The sequence below is a fragment of the Protofrankia coriariae genome, assembly GCF_001017755.1.
Lineage (GTDB): Bacteria > Actinomycetota > Actinomycetes > Frankiales > Frankiaceae > Protofrankia > Protofrankia coriariae.
The window spans coordinates 166,183-184,674 of the sequence record NZ_JWIO01000006.1; the positions used below are offsets into that span (position 1 = coordinate 166,183).

The window sequence follows — 18,492 nt, forward strand, 5'->3', positions numbered from 1 at the left end:
GCGGGCCGCCGAGACCCCACCGCTGCGTGAGCTCGGCCCCGATCCCGCCACGGGCGCCCCCATGGTGCTGCGGGAAGGCCGGTTCGGACCCTACGTCACCGACGGCACGACCAACGCGAGCCTGCGCAAGGGCGACGACGTCGCGTCCCTCACCGTGGAACGGGCGGCCGAGATGCTCGCGGAGAAGCGGGCCCGCGGCCCGGCAACACCCAGGCGGCGGGCGGCGCAGCCGGCCAAGCAGCCGGCGGCCGCCAAGACCACCAGGCAGTCCACGGCCAAGAAGACGACGACCAGGAAGACGTCCGCGCAGCCGGCCACGGCGACAGGGACAGGGACGGCGACGGGGACGGACGGCGGCGGTACGCCGGGCACCTCGTCGCCGCGCCCACGACGGACGGGCTGATGGGTCTTCCGGGGGATGACGCTCACAACCCGCCGCGGCCACCGGCCTCGACGGCGTCGGCGGGCGGGCGGGCGTGGTCCAACCGGCCCCCTGGTAGTCCACCGGTCGTGACGGTCCCGTCGCCACCGGCTGGCTCCGCCGACTCCCACCGCAGTACCGAGGGGGACATCCGCGCGGTCCTGCGGATACCGCAGTTCCGGCGGCTGTGGCTGGCGCTGACGCTGTCCAGCCTCGGCGACTGGATGGGCCTGCTCGCCACGACCGCGCTGGCCAGCTCCCTGCAGGCCGGTTTCTCGGAGAAGGCGTACGCGATCGGCTCCGTCCTGATCGTCCGGCTGCTGCCAGCGCTGATCTTCGGGCCGTTCGCCGGGGTCGTCGCCGACCGGCTCGACCGCAGGCTGACGATGGTCGTCGCGGACGTCCTGCGGTTCGGGCTGTTCGTCTCCATCCCCCTGGTAGGGACGCTGGCGTGGCTGCTGATCGCGTCTCTGCTGATCGAGTGCGTCAGCCTGTTCTGGAACCCGGCCAAGGACGCCAGCGTGCCGAACCTGGTGCCCGTGCAGCGGCTCGCGACGGCGAACACCCTGAGTCTGATCACCACGTACGGTTCGGCGCCGCTGGGCGCCGCGATCTTCTCGCTGTTGGCCACCCTGTCGCGCGCGCTCGGCTCCAGCGTGTCGTTCTTCAGGACCTCCCCGCTCGATCTCGCGTTGTACTTCAACGCCGGGACGTTCCTGGTGTCAGCGGTGGTGATCTTCGGGTTGCGCGGTATCGGCCGGGCCAACCGCCTCGACGCCGAGGCGAACCCGGGCCTCTGGTCGTCGATCGCCGAAGGCCTGCGGTTCGTCGGCCGGGACAGGATGGTCCGCGGCCTGGTCGTCGGGATCCTTGGCGGTTTCGCCGGTGCGGGGTGCGTGGTGGCGCTCGGCCGGCTCTACGTCCAGATTCTCGGCGGCGGGGACTCCGCCTACGGTGTCCTGTTCGGCGCGGTGTTCGTCGGGCTCGCCGCCGGCATGGCACTCGGGCCGCGGGTGCTCGGCGACTACAGCCGTTCCCGTCTGTTCGGCCTGAGCGTCACCGCCGCCGGCGTGACCATGCTGCTGGTCGCCGTCGTCCCCAACCTCGTGCTGGCCTGCGTCCTGGTCGTTTTCGTGGGCGCGTTCGCCGGCATCGCCTGGGTCACCGGTTACACGCTGTTGCAGGCAGGGGTGAGCGACGAGCTGCGCGGACGGACCTTCGCGCTGGTGCAGTCCCTGGTCCGCGTCGATCTGCTCCTGGTGCTGGCCGTGGCGCCCGGTCTGGTCGGGCTCATCGGCTCGCATCACCTTGATCTGTGGGGTCACCTGCGGGTGCGCACCGACGGTGTCACGATCGTCCTGCTCAGCGGCGGTCTGCTCGCGGTGGCCGTCGGCCTGTTCGCCTACCGGCAGATGGACGAGCGCAAGGGTGTCGCGGTTCTGCCGGAGCTGTGGAACGCCCTGCTGGGGCGGCGCGCGGCACCCGAACGGCCTCGCCACGCCGGCCTGTTCATCGCGCTCGAGGGCGGTGAGGGCTCCGGCAAGTCCACCCAGGTGGAGCGGCTGCGATCGTGGCTGGCGTCGTCCGGCCGTGAGGTCGTCGTGACCAGGGAGCCCGGCGGGACGGCGCTGGGCGTGAAACTGCGGGAGCTGCTGCTGGACCCGGCCGCGCGGCTGCACCCCCGTACCGAGGCGCTGTTGTACGCCGCGGACCGCGCCGAACACGTCTCCCGGGTGATCGAGCCAGCGCTGGCCCGCGGCGCGATCGTCGTCAGCGACCGGTTCATCGACTCCTCCATCGCCTACCAGGGCTCCGGGCGCCAGCTCGGCGCGGACGACATCGCCATGCTGTCGCGGTGGGCCACCCGGTCGCTGCTCCCGGACGTCACGATCCTGCTCGACATCCCCGCGCGGACCGGGCTCGCCCGGGCGCGGGCCCGCGCGAGCGGGAACGGTTCCCACCGCGAGCGCCCCACGGATCGCGATCGTGGCGGCGCGCCAGGCCGTGACGGCTCCTCGCCTTCCTCCCGTCACGATGCGGTTCCCTCCCGGCAGGCGGCCGGCAAGGACCGCGACGGCTCGACCCCCGGCGTCGACGTCTCCGGCGCCAAGGCGTCCGGTGCCAGTACGCCCGGTGCCAAGGCGCCCGGCATCGACCGGATCGAGGCCGAGGAGCTGTCGTTCCACGAGCGCGTCCGGGACGGCTTCCGCCAGCTCGCCGAGCGCACACCGGACCGGTACGTCGTCCTCGACGCGGACCGCTCGCCGGACGCCGTGCACAACCAGATCCGTAACGTCGTCACCGGGTATCTACGCCGGGGCGAGGACGACGGCCCGGGCGCTCCCCGTCCGCAGGCGACGTCCGACAGCGCGTCCGAGGAGCCACCCGCCGCGGTGCCCGTGCGTCCCACGCCGCCTGACCGTCCCGCACCGCCCGACCGTCCCGCATCGCCCGATCGCCCCACGCACACGCGCGCGTCCCCGGACAGTGCCACGATCTCGCCGGCACCTGGCCCGGCCGACTCAGTCAGCCCGGTCGACCCCGCCGGCCCGGTCGACCCCGCCGGCCCGGTCGGCTCCGCTGATCACGCCGCTCCGAGCGATCTGGCCAGGGGGACGGAGAGAAGCGAGCCGCCCGTGTCCGGAACCAGAACCGGGACCGAGGCCACCGGCCCGACGGACGATCCCGAGGCAGCCTGGGTACCGGACAACCTGCCCACGGCCTCCGGACGATCCGCAAGGTGATCAAAGCCCTCTCCGCCGCTTCCCGGCTGCCCCGCCGCTGTCGTGCCCCGGTGTCGACCCACCGTGGGTGGGATGGTGGGCGGGGCGGACAATGGCGCGGTGAGCGTGTGGGACGTCCTGGTCGGCCAGGCACCGGTCGTCGAGGCTCTCGCCGCCGCCGCGACGGCGGCGGGGGTGAACGAGGCCGGCGGGCTGGTGGCAGCCCGCACCGCCATGACCCACTCGTGGCTGTTCACCGGCCCCACCGGCGCCGGCCGTACGACGGCGGCACGGGCGTTCGCCGCCGCGCTGAACTGCGAGAGCATCCCCCCTGGCTGCGGTGAGTGCGCGGGCTGCCACACGGTGCTGACCGACACCGCAGCCGACCTGCGCACGGTCCGCCCGGAGGGCCTGTCTCTCGGCGTGAAGGACGTCCGAGAGCTGGTGCGGGACGCGGCCAGCGCGCCGACGTCGGGCCGCTGGCGAATCCTGCTGCTGGAAGACGCCGACCGGCTCACCGACCAGGCGGCGAACGCCCTGCTCAAAGCCCTGGAGGAGCCCGCGCAGCGGTCGGTGTTCCTGCTGTGCGCGCCGTCGGTGGACGACGTCCTGCCCACCATCCGGTCCCGCTGCCGGGTGGTCGCGCTGCGGCTGCCCCGGCCGTCGGACGTCGCCGACGCGCTGGCACGCGCGGGCGTCGAGGACGCGGCCGCGCGGCTCGCCGCCGCGGCGAGCCAGGGGGATCTCGACCGGGCCCGCCTGCTTGCCACCGACGAGGCGGCTCGGGCTCGGCGAGCNNCGGGCTCGGCGAGCCGAGGTGCTGCGCATCCCCACCCGCCTGCGCCGGACGGGTGACTGCCTCGGCGCCGCGGCGGATCTGGTGAGCGCGGCGAACGCGGACGCCGGTGCGGCGAACACCATCCGTGACGAAGTTGAGACCGAGGCTCTGAAGACCGCGCTCGGGGTCGGCGCAACGTCCGCCGGCAGCACCGCGAAACGTGCCAGAGCCGTCAAGCCGGGCGCGAAGGGCCGGGCGATGACGGTCCGGGGAGCTGCCGGCGCGCTCAAGGAGCTGGAGAAGACGCAGAAAAGCCGCGGCCGGCGGACGGTGCTGGACTCTCTCGACCGGGCGCTGCTCGACCTCGCAGGCTGGTATCGGGACGTGCTCGTCCTGCAGCTCGGCGCGCCGGTGGACGCCATTCACCCCGATCATCACGAGCTGGCCGGGCAACTGGCCCGGGGCTCCACCCCCGAACAGACGCTGCGCCGGCTGGAAGCCGTCCTGGCATGCCGCCGCCGGCTGGCCGACAACCCCGGGCTGGTCCCGCTGCTGACGGTTGAGGCTCTCGCTCTCGCCCTGCGTGCCGGCTGAGCGCAACGCTCGCCGAGCACGACGATCATCTGTTCTCCGGCCGGTCGGCCGGCCGGGCGGGTTCCGGCTCGACCCGGCCGCGACCTTCCCTGTGATTCTCCCCTCACCGTAGGGAAGATCCGATATGTTGTTGCATCTTCCGATCGCGTCCGATACGTGCCAACAGAGCGATACGATACGATGCCCGAAACGACACCACAGATACTCCAGAACAGAGAGTAGCGACAAAGAAACTGAATGACAGAGCAGTCGGACGGCAGAGTTCGACACATAGTTGCCACATGTTCATCAAAAAATGATCGTTGTCTCCGCGTCGGACGGCCCGACCAGCTGTGACAATAGTCGCCGGACCAGCCGGATTACCCGGCCCGGTGGCTCCGAAGGGCCAGCTCCATGGAAAGCGTCTCACCGGGAACGGCGATCGTCCGAGAAGTCAGCTCCCATGGGGGAACGGGAAGAGCGGCGATGAGCGGAATCATTCGGAAACGAACCGGGCCGGCCGGGAGCCGTATTCTCGGCGTCGGCGCCTATCGCCCGATGGCAGTGGTGTCGAACGCCGACATCTGCCAACGGCTGGACTCCACACCGGAGTGGATCGAATCCCGTTCCGGTATCCGCAGCCGTCGGTTCGCGAATGCCGAGGAATCCCTCGGGGCGATGGCCGCGACAGCCGCCGGCAAGGCGCTGGCCAGCGCCGGTGTCGAGGTCGCCGACGTCGGATGCATCCTGGTGGCAACGATGTCCCATGTCACCCAGTCACCATCGGTGGCCACGGACGTGGCTGCCAGGCTCGGCGCCGAGAAGGCCGCGGCATTCGACATATCGGCCGCCTGCGCCGGTTTCTGCCACGCGCTCGCGATCGCCAGCGACATGGTGCTCGCCGGCAGCGCCCGACATGTGCTGGTAATCGGTGCCGAGCGCATGTCGGACATCATCGACCCGCATGACCGGAGCACAGCTTTTCTGTTCGGGGACGGCGCCGGAGCGATTGTCGTCGGGCCGTCCGAGACGACGGGTATCGGGCCGGTGGTGTGGGGGTCGGATCCCTCGGCCCGGGATGCCATCGCGCACGACCGCTCCTATCTGGACTGGCGCGACAACCCCGAGCTGCCCTGGCCGACGATGCGGATGGCGGGCCAGCGGGTCTTCCGCTGGGCGTCCTGGCAGATGGCGCCCGTCGCGCGGGCGGCGCTCGACGAGGCCGGCATCACGGCGAACGATCTCGTCGCGTTCGTTCCGCACCAGGCCAACATCCGTATTATCAACGTGTTGTGCAGGGTGCTCGCCCTGCCCGGGACGGTGACCGTCGCCCGGGACATCGAAGTGCACGGGAACACCTCCGGGGCATCTATTCCGCTCGCGATGGACGACATTCTCGCCAGCGGGCAGGTACCGTCCGGTGGGCTCGCTCTGCTCATAGGTTTCGGCGCGGGCCTGGTCTACGCCGCCCAGGTTGTCCAGCTCCCCTGAACACCTTTCCGGGATCCGTCACCGGCCGCACCAGTCAGAGGTACGATTCAAAATGTGTACCAGAAGGGCACCCGACAACAGCTGTCGGGTGCCCTTCTGGTACAGCTGTTGTCGGGTGCCCTTCTGGTACACCAGTCCACGAATCCTTCGGGTAGGCGGCAAAAAACTATTACGCGCCCTTCTGCTGGATCTGCTGGGCCACTTCCCGCTGGCCGTTCCCCCGCTCGCCGCTCATCGCCTGCTCGGGCTGCGACGCGGGAGCGGGGCCGCCGAGCAGATACCATCCCCACAGCCCCACGGGTACCGGGGTTCGCGGCGGAGTCTCCGCGGCGACGCGCGCGTCCATGGCGTCCAGGACATGATCCCAGCTTCCCGCGACCCGCAGCATCAGACCACCGATGCCGATCGTCCGGGGAAGATGCGGATGCGAGCGGGTGGGCGCCCGCCGCACCGACCGTTCGAACGCGCTTGCCGCCCGGCGCCGCTCCGGGCCGGACAGCACCTCGTCCAAGTCGGCGAGCATGGACTCCTCGAGAGCCACATGCCGTTCCCCGAGCTCGGCGAGACGCTCACGCAACATCCGCATCGACTCGTTCGGCTGGTGCATGTCACCCTGAATATACTGAGAAATACCACGCGTCACGGACTCGGTTTCCCGTGCCACCATGCGCAGCTCGGTGGCGCATGCCTGGCCAGCCGGCGGAAGGTGACGGCGTGCCACCGGGTAGACGGCGGTCTGCACCGCGTACATGTGAGCGCTGATCGCCGCGACCGCCGTGTCGGCCGCCCGCAGCGGGCGCCTGGGGTCCTCGGATGTCGCCACGGCGGAGAACGTCCGAGCGACAAGGTCATCGATGTGATCGTGGGCGGCCCTGACCAGGCCGAGCAGGGATGCCGCTGGCTGAGCCCGCTCGCCGGATCCGGTTTCTTTCTCCGTTCTCTCCGGCCGGGCTCCCGCCGGGTCCTCCGGCCGGGCTCCTCCCGAACCTGCCGCGGTCGTCATCGCCGCCCCCTAACACCCTGGAGACCAGGCCTCCCCGGCGCTGCCGATCCGGGAGGAACCCGGGCGCGAAAAGATGATCGCGCCACTGTTGGCCCCCGGGTCGGCCGAACCACCCGCCGACCTCGTGCCTGCCGACTCATGAGCCGGAAACAACAGAATCGGCGCATCATGTCCACTGGTCAAGCTGTGCTTGCGAGGATGGTCCATGCCCAGTCGGACACAGCCCCACCGGATACACCGGATATATCGGCGGCGGACGTGGCAGGGCGGGTAACGCGGACTTTCGACGGTGATCCGGACAGGCACGAGACGCCCCCGGTAGCGTCCTCAGGGCTGCTGAGCCCCAACTGCCCGGGCAGCACAGTGTCCAACAGAAAGAAATCGGATGACCACGCCTGGCGACAGAACTCTCCTCGCCGACACCACCAGCATTCCCGGCCACGCGGACCGCGATGACGTCCGGACACGGGCATGACCGGTACCGAAGAACAGGAGGAGCTGAATGTGACCGACCAGAAATTCGGTGACAATTCCGACGACCGTCACAGCGAGCATCACCTTTTCTCCCGGGGCCACGCCGACCGTGGGACCGCGACCGCCTGGCTGACGGAAGCCGTTACCAGGCGGGTTTCCCTGGTCCGGCTGCACCCGAAGGGACGCCGGCAGCGTCAGGAAACTCCCTCGGCCCCCTCGGGACGGGTGGTCGCCTGCGAGGTCTACCGGGACGGCCATCGTGATCCACACCCCGTCGACCATGTCGACGCGCTACGGGCAGCCCGCGAACAGCGCAACAGCTTCGTCTGGCTCGGCCTCTACCAGCCGACCGCGCCCGAACTGACCGCCATCGCAGACGTGTACGGGCTGCATCCGCTCGCGGTCGAGGATGCCGTCAACGCGCACCAGCGCCCGAAGATGGAGCAGTACGCGGAGACACTTTTCGTCGTCCTCAAGACCGTCTGCTATGTGGATCACGAGGAACTGACGGCGACATCGGAGATCGTGCACACGGGAGAGGTCATGGTCTTCCTCAGCCACGACTTCGTCGTCACCGTGCGGCACGGCGAACACGGCGGGCTACAGAGCCTCCGCAGCCGGCTGGAGGCGCAGCCGCAGGTGCTCCGGCACGGGCCGTCAGCCGTCCTGCATGCCATCTGCGACCAGATCGTCGACGACTACCTGGCCGTCACCGAAAAAATAGAGGTCGACATCGACGCCATCGAGGCGTCGGTCTTCCAGCGGTCGCTGCGGCCCGACACCGGCAAGGTCTACCAGCTCAAACGGGAAGTCCTCGAGTTCAAGCACGCCATAATGCCGCTGTACGCACCGCTGCGCGCGCTGGCCGAGCCCGGCGTCATCGGGATCGACCCACGAATCCGGGCGTACTTCCGGGACGTCGCCGACCACCTTGAGGAGGTCACCGCGCGAATCGCCCGGTTCGACGAACTGCTCTCCTCGATACTGCAGGCGACCCTGACGCAGGTCACCATCGCGCAGAACGAGGACATGCGCCGTATCAGCGCCTGGGTCGCCATCGCCGCGGTACCCACCGCGATAGCCGGTATCTACGGTATGAACTTCGAGCACATGCCCGAACTGCGCCAGGTCTGGGGATACCCGGCGGTCCTCTGCCTGATGGCGACGGTCTGTTTTTTCCTGTACCGGGCGTTCAAACGGAACGGATGGCTCTGAGCCGAACCCGCCGGGCCCTCGGCCGCGCGGATCGGGACGGCCCCGCCGCCCACCGGCTCCGGTGCTGAATCGCCAGCCATGCGGATCGGCGGCCATGCGGATCGGCGGCCGGGCCGGGCTCCCGCCGAATCCGGAATCCTTCCCGGTGGGCCGCTCACGGCCCGCCCGATCCCGCCCGGACCATGAGCGGCCGTCCAGCGGCATCCGAAGAGAAGACAGAGAAGAAGAGGTAATGCAGGACGGCCCGACCAGCCGCCGCGTCCGGCGGGCAATCCGCGCGACCAGCCGTGTCATGTGGCCAACTTGGCCTCATGACATGTGGCCAGCCATACGACCAATTGTACGATTCGATCGTATTGTACCGGTTGTCCCATGGCGCGACCTCCCCGTCGGGATTCACGAGGACCACGCTGTCAGCTACCGTAATGGATCGTGTCGGGCTTTCACAGGGGGCCGTTCCCTACTCGGTTCTCCCGATCCTCGCTCGGCGGCAGGCGGCGGCTCCCGATCCTCGGCCGTACCTTTGGCGCCGGCAGCCAGCGCGCCGTCGTCCCGCACATCCACGACGAGGGCGGCGCGGGCCGATGACCCCATCGATGAACACCGTCCGCAACGACCTTGTCGCAGAGCTCGCGGCAAGGCTGGAGCAGCTCGACCACCTGCTCGGACGCCTGGAAGACGCCGAGCGGCAGGCCGCGAGCGCCAGCGAGGACCTGATGCGTGCCCGGCGCTGGCAGGAGGAGACGCTGCGCGCGATTCAGGACGAGCGCGCCCAGATGCGTACGCACCAGCGTGCTCTGGACAGCCTCGCGGACCGGACACAGACCGCCCTGGCCGCTCTGGCCGCCAGCCATCGCTCGCTGCCGCCGGAGGTCCACGAACTCGCGATCGAACTCCAGGTCCTACAGACCTCCGGTCTGCTCTCCCGCCGGCCGCCCCCCCGCACCCGCCACCAGTAACGACACGCCCTAACGAGGGGAGAGATAGTGGTCCGCGAATTCGGCGGCGGCGACCGGTGAGGTTCGGAGCCGGTCCAGGCGAACGTCCTGCAGGCGCCGGGCGAACGGGTCGGCGAGTTCGACGTTGACCAGCTGCAGAAGTTTCGTCGATGCTTCCTGCGCCAGCCAGGCCCGGCCCAGGCACACCTCGGAGTAGGCGTTCAGCGGACGTTCGTCCGCGTCGTGCAGGGCTGCCGCCACCGCGAGCGCGAGCGTCTCACCGTCGACGATGGCGAGCCCGGCGCCCTTGGCCGCCGCCGGTGGTACCCGGCGCGCGGCGTCCCCGGCGAGTATGAGACGTCCGAACCGCATCGGTTCGTAGAAGACCGAGTCCATCGTGATGACGTTCGGCGGCTCCAGCAACGGCCCTTCCGCCAGTTGCCAGTCGGCGTCCACGGCGAGCCGGGCGTGCAGTTCCTCCCAGATCCGCTCGGCCGGCCAGTCCGCGGCGTCGGCCGTGGCCTCCACCTGTAGGTAGAAGCGGCTTGTCCGGTGGTCACGCAGCATGTGGCCGGCGAATCCCCGCGGGCTGACCCCATAAATGATCTTATCCGTGGACGGGGTGACCGCGGCCAGGACGGCGAGCCAGGCCCATGCGCTGTCACGCTGTCGGATGTGGCGCAACGCGCCCTCGGGGATCGATCCGCGGGAAACGCCGTGATGACCATCGCAGCCCGCGATGAAACGGCTTTCCACTGTCTGCCGCTGCCCGTCGGCCGTGACGAACGAGACGGCGGGATGGTCGGAGGTCAGCGCGTCCAGCATCACGTCAGTGACGCCGAACTCGATGACGCCACCCGCGGCAAGGTAGGCGGCAACCAGGTCGGCGACGAGCTTCTGCTGCGGGTAGACGACGTGATGGTGTCCGCCCGCGTGGCGAGCATACTCGACGACAAACGCTCTGCGACGATGCCGGAACTCACAGTTGTGGTGTGGCGCACCTTCGGCCCGCAGGCCGTCGGCAAGCCCGTTGCGCTCCAGGGCGTCCACCGCCGCCGGCCCGAGCAGCCCGGCACGTGGACGGCTTTCCACCCTGGCCCGGCTGGCGGCCTCGAGCACGAGCGTGTCGATACCCCGACGAGCCAGTACGACCGCCGCCACCAGGCCCGCGACACCCGCGCCAATCACAACGACGCCCACCCGGCGAGGACGCGGCCGCGAGGCAGACGCGCCCGGCTGGAGCGCGCCGTGCCCGTCCGGTGCGGACCCCGGAGCGGAGCGCGTCACGGCGAGCGCCTCCCCCGGGAGCATCGACACGATTCCTGATCACCCGTCATGCTGCCCTGATCACATGACTGACCCGGACGAACCGATCCGGGCGAGGCACTGCCAGAGTACGACGTCACATTCCGACACGCGTCAGGAGGCCGACAACCCGACACCAACAAACCGGATAATTTTCGCAAAAGGAGCAGAGTGCTGTTGGCGGATAGTGCTGATCGCTACTCAAAGTAGCGATATTGCTGACTATCCGTGCCCGAAGGCCCCCAGCCGACCATCTGCCGCCGCTATGGCGTATTGTCATCCTCCGCATCCCGCAAGTCACGGAAAGCGGCACGTCAGCCGGGCGACCGAAGGTCACAAGCCAGCTGGTCGCACCCGACGCCGCCCCGGCCGGCGAAGGAGGATGGGGTAGAACAGCCGGCTATGACACTTCATACAACTACTTGGGGTAGTTGTGAGGGACTAGTGTTTACTAGCGCCATCCGTATGAACTAGTCTCGCGCCGACGTCACGACACACCGGGCCGAACTGCCGAATCCTGCCCGCGGTCCCGGTGTTCCCTCCGAGTCGTCACCAGGGCAGGAGCGGGGGACCCATCCTCCACCGGGCGGCACCGAACCGCGGTGTCGTCCTCGGGGTGAAGTGCGCAGCGCGATGGTCGCGCGACCCACCGGGCAGCCCAGCCCGAACCCGACAGCTCACCTCGCAGGCGAACGGGAAGGATCACAACTTTGTCTGCGCATGATGTGCAGCCTGATCCGGCACTACGATCGCGTTCGTCGCAGACGGCTTCGTCGTCACCCCGCCGGCAGCAGATCGACCGGCACGTCGACCGCCCGACACGTGGCCGACATCGCGCGCCCACGCAGCAGTCCGGAACGGGCCGCTCGCGAGCTCGGGCCGCTGTCGCCGTGATGACCACCGGTACCGTCGCGGTGTCCGGTGTCGCCCTGGCCGGATGTGCCACGGCCGACTCAAATTCCGACGATGCTTCCGTCACCTCGCCCATAACGCTCGGATCACAGTTCGGCAGCCAGGCATCGCTGGCCAGCCTGCGCACCTCCACCATCAATCCGCTGTCCACGGACGGTTCCGGATCGGTCACCAGTCAGGTGCTCGACCAGACCGACCTGCATCCCAAGACCGGTGTCGTGCTCAAAGTCACGAATCCGGACGTCTCCGTGAAGGCAGACCAGCCGGTGGAGGTGGGATTCCATCTTGAGGACGCGGTCACCCACGCGCCGCTGGCCAACCAGCTCGTCAAGGTCCAGGTGAAGCTGCCGGAGGGATGGGCGACCTTCAAGCACCTTTACACCAACGAGCAGGGCTTCACCAGTTACACTGCCAAGGTCCTCACCACCACGCAGGTCACCGCGATTTTCGACGGAACCGACGCTCTGCGGTCGACACGGTCGACCAACGTCGGCACGTTGACCGTGATCCCCAATACCCCGGCGCCCCGGCCTTTCCAGACTGCCCGCGTCAGTGGCTCGGCCGTGAGCAGCGCCATCTCGGGCGCACTCGCAGCCGCCAGCTCGTTCGGCGAACGGTCGGTGTATCTTGCGGCCCAGCAGGCCGGCAAGCCCTACGTCTACGGCGCGGAGGGCCCCTACACCTTCGACTGCTCGGGGCTGGTCCAGTACGTCTTCAAGCAGTTGGGACGCAACCTCCCCCGCACCGCCGAGGGACAGTACGAGGCGACCACCCGGATATCGCAGTACAACAAGCAGCCGGGTGATCTGATTTTCTACGGCACGCCAGGTAATATCTACCATGTTGGTATTTATGCGGGCGATGGTAAGATGTGGGTGGCGCCCAAGTCAGGCGACGTCGTCTCGCTGAGGTCCATCTACACCACGTCGTATTCTGTCGGCCGGGTTCTCTGACTGAACCGATCAGCCCGCGTCCGCAGCTGGTTATCAGTACACGGCTTCGTGTACTGATAACCAAACCTTATAAACACAATTCACAGGCGGGTTCCCACACAGCCTCCCCCTCCGGTTGTGCGTGAACCTTGCCGCCAGGTCGATGTCGACACCGACCTGGCGGCACTCCGCGGGCGGCATCCCGCGATGATGACTTCCGCTGGTCGGACCGAGCCAACCCCCCCAGCTCGGAAAGCCCGGCGGAACAAGAGGCTTCCGCCGGCCGGTCGTACTGGACCCCCCCCACAGTCCGGTCGGTCGGCGGGAGCCGCCCCCTCCCACCGACCGGATGCCCGGCCGAGACCGAAGCTCCCCGCAGGCGCCTCCTCCGCGAGTTCCCCAAGCCATGGCGGACGACCACCGGGACCGCCCGCTCCTACGCCTTGAACTGCCTGGAGAAGTCCCACAGAGCGCGCGTGACCCGTTCGTTCCACGCCCCATCGACATGCTGGACATGGGTTTCTGGCGAGCAGCTCGGGCTCTGCCCGACCGGCCCCACCGTCGCGACGGCGACAAACTTCAGCCCGTTGCCGGGCGCCGCGCAGGCAACCGCGAGGGCGGCACGCCCACCTTCGCCAAGGCCCCAGATGTAGATCCGGGACTGGTCGATCTTCGACCGCTCCTGCGACACGTAGCGCACGACGTCACGCAGGTACTGCACGTCCGCGCCCTGGGGATCGTCCAACCTCCATTCGCCGTCCACGGCTTCCGGGTAGACCACGGCGAAGTCCCGTCGGTCGGCGAGCGTCGAGGCCTCGGTGATCTTTTCGATCGCGCCCGCGTCGCTGTTGTCATCATGCAGGACGAGGACCAGCGGCAGCGGCTTGCCGGGGTCGGCGTCGGCATGAACGGCGAGCTCGCGTTCGGCGGAGAGGTACCCCGCCGGTATCTTTGCCCGCTCGGTGTCCGGGTTACCCGAACGGGACACGTAGATCCAGGCGACCACGAGCACGGCACCGATGATCAGTACCCGCTTGCGGTTCTTGGCCCATAGCTGTTTCCCGGCTTTCAGCGGATTCGACACCACGAGACAACCGAACCACACCAGGAGCCGTCGATTCGGCAGATTCGCCTCGCGTCGTGGGCAAGTCGGGACCTACCCGGAGTGTGCTGCCTCACACCCGACCAGCTTGCGACACCGAATGATCACTAAAAGTAGTCAAACAAGCATGGCCGGTATGGCAACCACGGCACAGCTCGTTCGTTGACGTGGTGTATCCACCAGAATCTCGACAACATCGGATTGCGGGGCATACGGCTGCCGGAACAGGGGTGAGGCCGAAGTGGACAGTGGTCAGGAACTCGACCATCGACTGATCAAGATCGAACACGAGCTGTCGGTGTTCGGCCGGCGCGCCGAACGCTTCCGGATGGCCATCGCCGACGACTCCGGGACGGTTCTGGACCGCTCCGCCTACCTGCTGCTCAGCCACATCCACGAACACGGCGCCGTACGGCTGACCACCCTGGGCACGGTGTTCGCCCTGGACATCTCCACGGTGAGCCGCCAGGTTGCCGCGCTTGCCACGGCCGGGCTGGTGGAACGCACCACCGATCCCAGCGACCGGCGGGCGACGCTGGTGAAGCTCAGCACCCGCGGCCAGCAACGCTACCTCGCCACCCGCTCCGCACGGGTAGAAAAGATCAACATCCTGGTACGGACCTGGGGCCAGGAAGAGCTCAGCGTCTTCGGCGCGCTGCTGGGCCGGCTGAACGTGGCGATCGCCGAACACGACCGCAGCTACCTGCCACCGCAGCACAACGAGCCGTGTCCCGCACCCGCCACCCCGCCGACCGCCGGGACGGACTGACACCGAACGGTAGGATGCCTCTCCCCGCGCCCACGGAAGATTCCTCGCGACTCCTCACCCCGAGTCGGGCACGACCCCAGGTCACAGGGGCCCCAGATCACAAGGGCCCCGGCGTGGCCCCGGGTCAGGCGTCAGGCATGGACGTCCAGGGCGTGCAGGCGCGCCTGACGCAGCATCTCCGTCTCCGGCGGGCCAGCCAGTTCCGGCAGCCAGCCGTGCACCCAGGACAACAGCAGGTCGGCCAGGGCCGGGTTCTGCGCGAGGACCGGACCGTGCAGATAGGTACCGATCACACGCCCGTTCACGACACCGTCGGTGTGGTCCGGGGTGCCGTTACCGACCCCCTTGCGCACGGTCCCGAGCGGTCGGCCGTGCCCGTTGGGCAGGGTCCGGGTGCGTCCCCCGTGGTTCTCGTAGCCGAGCAGCAACGGCAGCTCGAGCTCGGGGGCGGGTTCGACGACGATGTCACCGACCGCGCGCGGCGGCACCGGCTGCTCGAACGAGCGTCGCGTCTCCACGTCCACCAGGCCCAGGCCGTCGTGGATCCGGCCCTCACCACCGGGGAAGGACACACCGATCACCTGGTATCCGGCACACACCGCGAGAACAACAGCACCCTGGGCCACCGCGTGCGCGATGGCGTTGTTCTGGCGCAGCCCCTCGGCGGCCAGCACCTGCGGCTCGTCCTCACCGCCGCCGAGCAGATAGATGTCACACCCGGCCGGCACCGGCTCCCCGGCCGGGACGCCGATCACCTCGGCCGGCAGGCCACGCCAGCGCAGCCGCTGCGCCAGTACGGTCGCGTTGCCACCGTCGCCGTACGTCCCGAGCAGCTCCGGGTAGATCAGGGCGATCCGGGTCGCCGAGTCCCGGCTCATGCCACAGCCCCGATCATGTCGCCGTGGATGGTCACCTGTTTGGTCACCTGTTCGTCCTCACCGGGGCGACCCGCCCCAGGATGTCGCGGAAGGCGGTGTAGTTCGCGACCACGTCGACGATCTTCTCGTCCAGGGTCGCCGCCGCGCTCTCGGCATCCGGATGGACCGTGTGCGGGATCTCCGCGTATGCCAGCCGGACGCTCATGTCCTCCTTGCGCCCACCGGTGACCAGCACCTGCCTGCCCCGCAGCCGCTCGAACGGGACGTCCCAGATCCAGGACGGGTCACGCCCGTCAGCGGTCTGCGCGTTGAAATCAACGATCACCGGCCGGGCGGGCGTGGTGTTGAGCAGCTCCATCATCTCCACCCAGCCGGCCGGGTTCTTGGCGAGCAGCAGCCGCCCGCGGATACCGGACTCGCCGAGCTCGACCTCCTGGTAACGGCCCTGGACGTCCTCGAGGCCGGTCATCGCGGCCAGCGCGTGCTCGACCTCGACCCCAAAGAGCTTCGCCGCCGCGGCGGCCATGGCCGCGTTGCCGAGGTTCACCCGGCCGGGCAGGTCGATCGAGGCCGTGAGGTGACGACCGAACCAGAGCAGCTCGTGCGGCCCGGTGACCGCGACGAGGGGCTCGGGCCGAGCCAGCCCGCAGCCACACCACCAGCCCGTGGCGTTGCGGTGCAGCAGGCTGGCACACTGCGGGCACACCATCGCGTCCGCGGTCCAGTTCTGGCCCGCCGACACCCAGGTCTGCTTCGACCAGCCGGCGGCGGCCCAGGCGACCAGCGGGTCGTCGGCGTTGGCGATCGCGGTCGCGCCGGGCAGCTCGGCACCAAGATCACGCCACAGGCTCGCGATCCGCCGGGTCTCGTTCGACCGGTCGAGCTGGTCACGGCTGATGTTGAGCAGTATGACCGCGCGGGGCTGGATCTGCCTGGCCACCTTGGGCAGCCAGATCTCGTCCACCTCGAGCGCGGCAGCCGCGTCGTAGGGCGGTTTGGACAGAGCTGCCAGCACGCCCGCCGCCATGTTGGCGCCACCGCTGTTGCTGCGGACCGGGCCGAGCGTGCCCAGCGCGCGGGCCAGCAGCCGGGTGGTCGTGGTCTTGCCGTTGGTCCCGCTGACGCAGGCGACCATCTGCTCGGCCACGACCTCGGACAGGATCCCCGGGGAGACCCGCAGGGCAAGTTTGCCGCCGATCATCTCACCGGATCCGCGTCCCAGCTGGCGGGATGCCGAGGACGCGAGCTTCTCCACAGCAAGGGCGGCACGGGTGCGGGCGGAGAACCGGCGCGGGAAGGGTGTGGTCATCGCCTCCCCAGCGTGCCACGGGCCGCCGCGCCGGTGACCGACACCCCGTCATACCGGCCGCATGTCGATCCCCGCGCTGCCCCGGGCACAGCGTCGGACCGGCCCCGGGACAGCCCCGAGGCAGTGCCGGGGCATCCTCGGAACAGTGGTGAACCGATGGGGTACGAGTGTGGTACGAGGTGTGATATGACGTGCGCCGGACATCTGTCCGCCAGGCATGTCCGGCAAGGACGTGTCCCATCGGGGCAGGTACGACATACGACAAGGACGCGCCGCGGGCGGTCACATCACTGTCCGGGCGGGACAGAGCAGGGTGCGGCAGGGTGACGTGAGCGGACGGCCGTCATGGACAGAGCAGCCGATCTGTTGGAACCGCTGCCGCCGTGCTCCGTCGTGACGAGTGGCCCGGGTGGGGATGCGGCCCGGCCGGTGACCGCGGGCCGCCGGCCACCAGGCGGACGCTCGGAGCCAGCGGCCACTGAGCGGACACCCGGAATTGGTATGGATGCGACACAAGACCGTGGGAGAACTCGGTGACCCAGAAAGCCAGCGCCATCGGCCGCATCCGCGGACGCTGGAGCGCGCAGGAGATCGACCTCGACGACATCGACGACCTTGACGCACTCGCGGATCTGTTGCACGACGTCTCCCCCGAGCTCGCCGTCGCCTTCGTCGAGGAGGATGACGAGTACCTGGGCATCGTGCGGGTGGAAGGTGACATCAGCGACCCGCGGGTGTTCCTGTCCGACCACCGGGTGCTGTTCACCTCGGCCCTCGCCGACCGTCTCTTCGCCGGCGCGCTGCCACCGGTGGGCCGGCGGGACCTCGACGACGACTCCGACGACGCACCGGCCGGCGGACAGCCCGTCGGCGACATCGACCTGCTCGCCGACCTCGGCACGGACGCCGACGCGCTGATCGAACTGATCACGGAAGAAGGCCTCCTGCCGGCGGACGTGGTGGCGGCGATCAGTGAGCGTGCAGGCTGCGCCGACATCCTGGACGAGATCGGGAGCTGACATGGGGGGCCTCCCCCATCCGGGCGCGCTCGACCTCACCGCGCTGATGGGCGCCGCCCTGGCGGAGGCCGAACAGGCCCTGGCGACAGGAGACGTCCCGGTCGGCGCCGTTGTCGTCGACGCCGACGGAACGATCATCGGCCGGGGCCGCAACGCCCGCGAGGCCGAGCGGGACCCGACCGCCCACGCCGAGGTCGTGGCGTTGCGCGCCGCCGCGGCACGTGCCAGCACGTGGCGGCTGTCCGGGACGACCCTGGTCGTCACCCTGGAGCCGTGCGCGATGTGCGCGGGCGCACTGATCATGGCCCGGGTGGACCGCCTCGTCTACGGGGCGTACGACCCCAGGGCCGGCGCCGCCGGCTCGCTGTGGGACACCGTCCGCGACCCACGCCTCGACCACCACACCGAGGTGATCACGGGCGTACGGGAGGAGGAATGCGCGCGCCTGCTGACGGACTTCTTCGTCGCCCGCCGGAAGCCACAGCCATCATGATCATGACCCGGGCGGCGCGGAATCACGATCCGGACAATACGGACCCGCACTACAGGCCGCGCCGGGCAGTACCAGCCAGCAGTATGAGCCGGCGATGCGAGCCGAGCCCGCTCGCGGCTGCCAGGACATACAGCCGGGGCGGCGCGGGGCGGGCCGC

16 protein-coding genes and 1 riboswitch are annotated in these 18,492 nt (G+C 69.4%); of the genes, 11 read left to right on the forward strand and 5 right to left on the reverse strand.

Translation table 11 applies throughout. The features are described from left to right. The 5 genes from FrCorBMG51_RS30690 to FrCorBMG51_RS06095 all read left to right on the forward strand — a co-directional run. The coding region (locus FrCorBMG51_RS30690; RefSeq protein ID WP_275452046.1) for a topoisomerase C-terminal repeat-containing protein at positions 1-403 on the forward strand (403 nt) is incomplete at its 5' end. Beyond that, the gene (gene tmk / locus FrCorBMG51_RS06085; RefSeq protein ID WP_086055278.1) at positions 403-3,165 is read left to right on the forward strand and encodes a dTMP kinase; all 2,763 of its coding nucleotides are present in this window, start codon (positions 403-405) and stop codon (positions 3,163-3,165) included. The genes FrCorBMG51_RS30690 and tmk, both read left to right, overlap by 1 nt. 72 nt (positions 3,166-3,237) lie before the next feature. Continuing rightward, the gene (locus tag FrCorBMG51_RS34495; RefSeq protein WP_476742115.1) at positions 3,238-3,999 is read left to right on the forward strand and encodes a DNA polymerase III subunit delta'; all 762 of its coding nucleotides are present in this window, start codon (positions 3,238-3,240) and stop codon (positions 3,997-3,999) included. After that, complete coding sequence (locus tag FrCorBMG51_RS34500; protein ID WP_476742116.1) at positions 3,962-4,516, forward strand: DNA polymerase III subunit delta' C-terminal domain-containing protein; 555 nt, start codon at positions 3,962-3,964, stop codon at positions 4,514-4,516. The genes FrCorBMG51_RS34495 and FrCorBMG51_RS34500 overlap by 38 nt, the downstream gene beginning before the upstream one ends. Before the next feature lie 465 nt (positions 4,517-4,981). Then, a complete protein-coding gene (locus FrCorBMG51_RS06095) occupies positions 4,982-5,986 on the forward strand; it encodes a beta-ketoacyl-ACP synthase III (protein ID WP_047222102.1) in 1,005 nt (334 codons plus the stop codon). Between the two features lie 169 nt (positions 5,987-6,155). Here the strand turns inward: FrCorBMG51_RS06095 and FrCorBMG51_RS06100 are convergent, their stop codons facing one another. Next, positions 6,156-6,989: a hemerythrin domain-containing protein gene (locus FrCorBMG51_RS06100; RefSeq protein WP_052914382.1), complete on the reverse strand. Its 834-nt coding sequence runs from the start codon at positions 6,987-6,989 to the stop codon at positions 6,156-6,158. 504 nt (positions 6,990-7,493) lie between these two features. Between FrCorBMG51_RS06100 and corA the strand changes: the two genes are divergently transcribed. Both corA and FrCorBMG51_RS06110 read left to right on the forward strand, forming a co-directional pair. Next, positions 7,494-8,678, forward strand: coding sequence for a magnesium/cobalt transporter CorA (gene corA / locus FrCorBMG51_RS06105; RefSeq protein WP_086055286.1), 1,185 nt, complete (start codon positions 7,494-7,496; stop codon positions 8,676-8,678). A 584-nt stretch (positions 8,679-9,262) separates the two neighbouring features. After that, positions 9,263-9,637, forward strand: coding sequence for a hypothetical protein (locus tag FrCorBMG51_RS06110; RefSeq protein ID WP_047222103.1), 375 nt, complete (start codon positions 9,263-9,265; stop codon positions 9,635-9,637). A gap of 9 nt (positions 9,638-9,646) precedes the next feature. Here the strand turns inward: FrCorBMG51_RS06110 and FrCorBMG51_RS06115 are convergent, their stop codons facing one another. Further along, positions 9,647-10,927, reverse strand: coding sequence for a 4-hydroxybenzoate 3-monooxygenase (locus tag FrCorBMG51_RS06115; RefSeq protein WP_200902353.1), 1,281 nt, complete (start codon positions 10,925-10,927; stop codon positions 9,647-9,649). A 523-nt stretch (positions 10,928-11,450) separates the two neighbouring features. Then, positions 11,451-11,626: riboswitch (cyclic di-AMP (ydaO/yuaA leader) on the forward strand. A gap of 188 nt (positions 11,627-11,814) precedes the next feature. Here FrCorBMG51_RS06115 and FrCorBMG51_RS06120 point away from each other — a divergent pair. Then, on the forward strand, positions 11,815-12,786 hold the full coding sequence (locus FrCorBMG51_RS06120) for a C40 family peptidase (RefSeq protein WP_047222104.1): 972 nt from the start codon (positions 11,815-11,817) through the stop codon (positions 12,784-12,786). A 415-nt stretch (positions 12,787-13,201) separates the two neighbouring features. Here FrCorBMG51_RS06120 and FrCorBMG51_RS06125 read toward each other — a convergent pair whose 3' ends face one another. Next, positions 13,202-13,852: a PHB depolymerase family esterase gene (locus tag FrCorBMG51_RS06125; protein WP_338052697.1), complete on the reverse strand. Its 651-nt coding sequence runs from the start codon at positions 13,850-13,852 to the stop codon at positions 13,202-13,204. A 256-nt stretch (positions 13,853-14,108) separates the two neighbouring features. Here FrCorBMG51_RS06125 and FrCorBMG51_RS06130 point away from each other — a divergent pair, with 256 nt between their 5' ends. Next, positions 14,109-14,636, forward strand: coding sequence for a MarR family winged helix-turn-helix transcriptional regulator (locus tag FrCorBMG51_RS06130; RefSeq protein WP_047222106.1), 528 nt, complete (start codon positions 14,109-14,111; stop codon positions 14,634-14,636). Between the two features lie 131 nt (positions 14,637-14,767). Here the strand turns inward: FrCorBMG51_RS06130 and FrCorBMG51_RS06135 are convergent, their stop codons facing one another. Together FrCorBMG51_RS06135 and FrCorBMG51_RS06140 are read right to left on the reverse strand one after the other, a co-directional pair. Beyond that, positions 14,768-15,514 carry a type 1 glutamine amidotransferase gene (locus tag FrCorBMG51_RS06135; protein ID WP_047222107.1) on the reverse strand — a complete coding sequence of 249 codons (747 nt, stop codon included), beginning with the start codon at positions 15,512-15,514 and terminating at the stop codon, positions 14,768-14,770. 43 nt (positions 15,515-15,557) lie between these two features. After that, positions 15,558-16,823: a Mur ligase family protein gene (locus tag FrCorBMG51_RS06140; RefSeq protein WP_047222108.1), complete on the reverse strand. Its 1,266-nt coding sequence runs from the start codon at positions 16,821-16,823 to the stop codon at positions 15,558-15,560. Between the two features lie 533 nt (positions 16,824-17,356). On the opposite strand from FrCorBMG51_RS06140, the gene FrCorBMG51_RS06145 reads away from it, so the two are divergent. Both FrCorBMG51_RS06145 and tadA read left to right on the forward strand, forming a co-directional pair. After that, positions 17,357-17,842, forward strand: a complete 486-nt coding sequence (locus FrCorBMG51_RS06145) for a tRNA adenosine deaminase-associated protein (protein ID WP_047222109.1) — start codon at positions 17,357-17,359, stop codon at positions 17,840-17,842. Position 17,843: 1 nt separating this feature from the next. Next, a complete protein-coding gene (gene tadA / locus FrCorBMG51_RS06150) occupies positions 17,844-18,335 on the forward strand; it encodes a tRNA adenosine(34) deaminase TadA (protein ID WP_076842416.1) in 492 nt (163 codons plus the stop codon). Positions 18,336-18,492: the final 157 nt, after the last annotated feature.